Origin of the sequence: Nostoc cf. edaphicum LEGE 07299, assembly GCF_015207245.1 — a bacterium.
Classification (GTDB): Bacteria; Cyanobacteriota; Cyanobacteriia; order Cyanobacteriales; family Nostocaceae; genus Nostoc; species Nostoc edaphicum_B.
The window spans coordinates 1-3,028 of sequence record NZ_JADEXF010000821.1; the positions used below are offsets into that span (position 1 = coordinate 1).

A 3,028-nucleotide genomic window follows, 5' to 3' on the forward strand; every position below is an offset into this window, starting at 1 on the left:
CAATAAGAGTAGTCAATGTCAGCCCGTAGGGTATGTAAAGGTACTCTGCCTTCACGAGTCCACTCTGTCCGGGCAATTTCTGCACCGTTGAGGCGACCGCTAACTTGGATTTTAATACCTTGGACACCAGCGCGTTGAGCGCGTTGAATCGATTGCCGCACTACCCGCCGAAAGGAAACCCGACGTTCCAATTGTTGAGCAATGTATTCGGCAATGAGGTAGGCATCAGCATCAACTCGTTGAACTTCAACTACGTTAATCCGAATTTGACGATTACTACCCAACAATCCTTGGAGTCCGGTACGTAAGGATTCGATACCTTGTCCACCACGACCCACTACTACCCCAGGTCTAGCTGTGCGTACTTCTAAGTCGATTTGGTCAGCTTTGCGCTCAATCCGCACTTCGGAAATTCCGGCGTTGTTTTGAGCCTGTCTACCCAGCTTTTGTTCTATGTATTGACGGAGTTTGTAATCTTCTTGTAGAAGTTCTGGATAACGATCTGGAACAGCAAACCAACGGGATTGATGTTCATGTGTAATACCCAGGCGAAAACCAACTGGATGAATCTTTTGTCCCACAAATGCTTCCTCTAAAATTTCTTACTTTACGCAATTTATTGGGTAAACGTGCTTATTTTTCTGGAGCAGCTGCAACAGCTACGGTAATATGACACGTCGGTTTGCGAATTTGGTAAGCTCGACCTTGCGCTCTTGGTTGGAAGCGCTTCAACGGCGGCCCTTGATCGGCATAAGCCTGAGTAATTACAAGTTGAGTCCGATCTAACCCAGCGTTGTGTTCGGCATTGGCAGCGGCGCTTCTGAGAACCTTCAATATGGGTTCAGTGGCGCGATAGGGCATGAATTCCAGGATGATTAACGCTTCTCGGTAAGATCGCCCGCGGATTTGATCGAGTACCCGACGCACTTTGTAAGCCGAGATGCGGATAAAACGAGCGATCGCTTTTACTTCAGTAGTATTAGTAGCCATAATTTTCTCCAATTTTGTCCTTCGTCCTTCGTCTTTTATCCTTTGTCTTTTGTCGAAAGCTAATAACTAATGACCCTTCGGGTTCGCCAGCTGCTCATGGGGGAAACCCCCAAGACCGCACTGGCTCACCAATGACAAATGACAAATGACCAATGACTAATAACTACCTACCCGCTTTTTTGTCGCTTTTTCCATGACCTCTGTAGGTGCGTGTCGGGGCAAATTCACCCAACTTATGTCCTACCATCTGTTCATTTACAAAAACGGGAACGTGTTGGCGTCCATTGTGAACAGCTATGGTATGACCTACCATTAAGGGCAAAATTGTCGAAGCTCGTGACCAAGTTTTAATAACTTCTTTTCTGTTGTTGTCGTTGAGCTTTTCAATTTTCTTTAGGAGATGATCCGCAACGAAAGGACCTTTTTTTAGAGAACGACCCATAGTTCAATTTTGGATTTAGGATTTAGGAATTAGGAGTGAGGAGTTAGGAGTTAATAAGTTAGATTCAACTCATAACTCATAACTTCTAACTCTTTAAGATTCACGACCACCGCGACCGCGTTTAGAAGATTTACGACGACGACGCACAATCAACTTGCTGCTAAGTTTCTTGCGATTGCGTGTCTTCGCACCCAATGTGGGTTTACCCCAAGGTGTAACAGGCCCCGATCTACCGATAGGCGCTCTACCTTCACCACCACCATGTGGGTGATCCACTGGGTTCATGACGCTACCTCTAACCTTAGGACGGCGACCTTTCCAGCGATTTCGTCCGGCTTTACCTGCACTCAGGTTTCTCGCATCGGTGTTGCCTACTTGCCCAATAGTGGCGTAGCACTCGCGTCGAATCAAGCGGACTTCTCCTGAAGGTAACTTGAGAGTTACATAATTACCTTCTTTTGCCACGACTTGGGCGCTAGCACCAGCAGCACGTACAATTTGACCACCTTTACCAGGAGTGAATTCTACGTTGTGAACACTAGTACCTAAGGGAATCTTCCAGAGCGGTAAGGCATTACCATCTTCAAAGGGAGAATCAGGCCCAGAAACAATTATTGTTCCAACTTTCAACCCGTTGGGGTGAAGGATGTACCGTTTTTCGCCATCTTGGTAATACAAAAGGGCAATTCTGGCGTTGCGGTTAGGATCGTATTCAATCGCTGCGACTTTGGCAGGAATATTATGTTTATCCCTTTTAAAATCGATGATCCGATAAAGTTGTTTGTGTCCGCCACCCCGGCGACGACTAGTAATCCGCCCGTGATTATTCCGACCTTTAGCGCGATGCTTCGAGGTTGTTAAGGATTTTTCTGGCTCGGTTCTGGTAATTTCCGCAAAGTCAGAGATTGTAACTTGGCGAGTGCTGGGGGTATAAGGGCGATAAGAACGGGTACCCATATTTTTAAGTGCTGAGTGCTGAGTGCTGAGTGCTGAGTGTTGAGTGTTGAGTTTTGAGTTCAGTAACTCTTAACTCCTAACTCCTAGCTCACAACTTTTTTAGACTTCTGGGAATAGAACTTGTCTAATCTTGTCTTCATCCCCAGATGCGACCGTAACAATGGCTCGCTTATATTGGGGTTTATAACCAATAAATTTACCAACACGCCGTTTTTTACGCGGTGGTAGAGTGGTGTTGACTTTTACAACCTTGACCTGAAACAAGTCTTCGATCGCAGCCTTGATTTCTGGCTTTGATGCCTTTGGAATTACTTCAAAGGTGTACTTATTTTGCTCCATCAAGATGGTCGCTTTCTCGGTGACGATTGGGCGACGTACTAAGTCGGCAAGGTCGCGGGGGTCAAAGCTAGGCACTGTAGACCTCCTGAATTTTTTCTAGGGCTGATGCCGTAACTACAATTTTGTCAGCGTGCAGTAAATCAAAAACATTTAGCTGGTCGGCTGCAATTAGTTTTAAATTTTCAATGTTGCGGGCTGATAAATAAACGTTATCTGTATCCGCAATTTCAGACAAAATTAACAGTGCCTTGCTTTCTGGTACTATTCCCCAACGGGCAAGCGCTGCCACTAATTCTTTAG

General features: G+C 45.8%; 6 protein-coding genes. All 6 read right to left on the reverse strand.

Features of this window, described 5'->3' with window-relative positions:
- Nucleotides 1–581 (reverse strand): 30S ribosomal protein S3 (gene rpsC / locus IQ229_RS21140; RefSeq protein WP_194047093.1); only part of this gene is annotated, 581 nt, incomplete at its 3' end.
- A gap of 52 nt (nucleotides 582–633) precedes the next feature.
- Nucleotides 634–990, reverse strand: a complete 357-nt coding sequence (gene rplV, locus IQ229_RS21145; RefSeq protein WP_069070777.1) for a 50S ribosomal protein L22 — start codon at nucleotides 988–990, stop codon at nucleotides 634–636.
- A gap of 163 nt (nucleotides 991–1,153) precedes the next feature.
- Complete coding sequence (gene rpsS, locus IQ229_RS21150; protein WP_012410721.1) at nucleotides 1,154–1,432, reverse strand: 30S ribosomal protein S19; 279 nt, start codon at nucleotides 1,430–1,432, stop codon at nucleotides 1,154–1,156.
- Nucleotides 1,433–1,525: 93 nt separating this feature from the next.
- Nucleotides 1,526–2,389 (reverse strand): 50S ribosomal protein L2, encoded by an 864-nt coding sequence (gene rplB, locus IQ229_RS21155; protein WP_094349090.1) that lies wholly within the window; start codon nucleotides 2,387–2,389, stop codon nucleotides 1,526–1,528.
- A gap of 99 nt (nucleotides 2,390–2,488) precedes the next feature.
- Nucleotides 2,489–2,803, reverse strand: a complete 315-nt coding sequence (locus IQ229_RS21160; RefSeq protein WP_109011921.1) for a 50S ribosomal protein L23 — start codon at nucleotides 2,801–2,803, stop codon at nucleotides 2,489–2,491.
- A partial coding sequence (gene rplD / locus IQ229_RS21165; RefSeq protein ID WP_194047095.1) for a 50S ribosomal protein L4 occupies nucleotides 2,796–3,028 on the reverse strand: 233 nt, incomplete at its 5' end. The genes IQ229_RS21160 and rplD, both read right to left, overlap by 8 nt.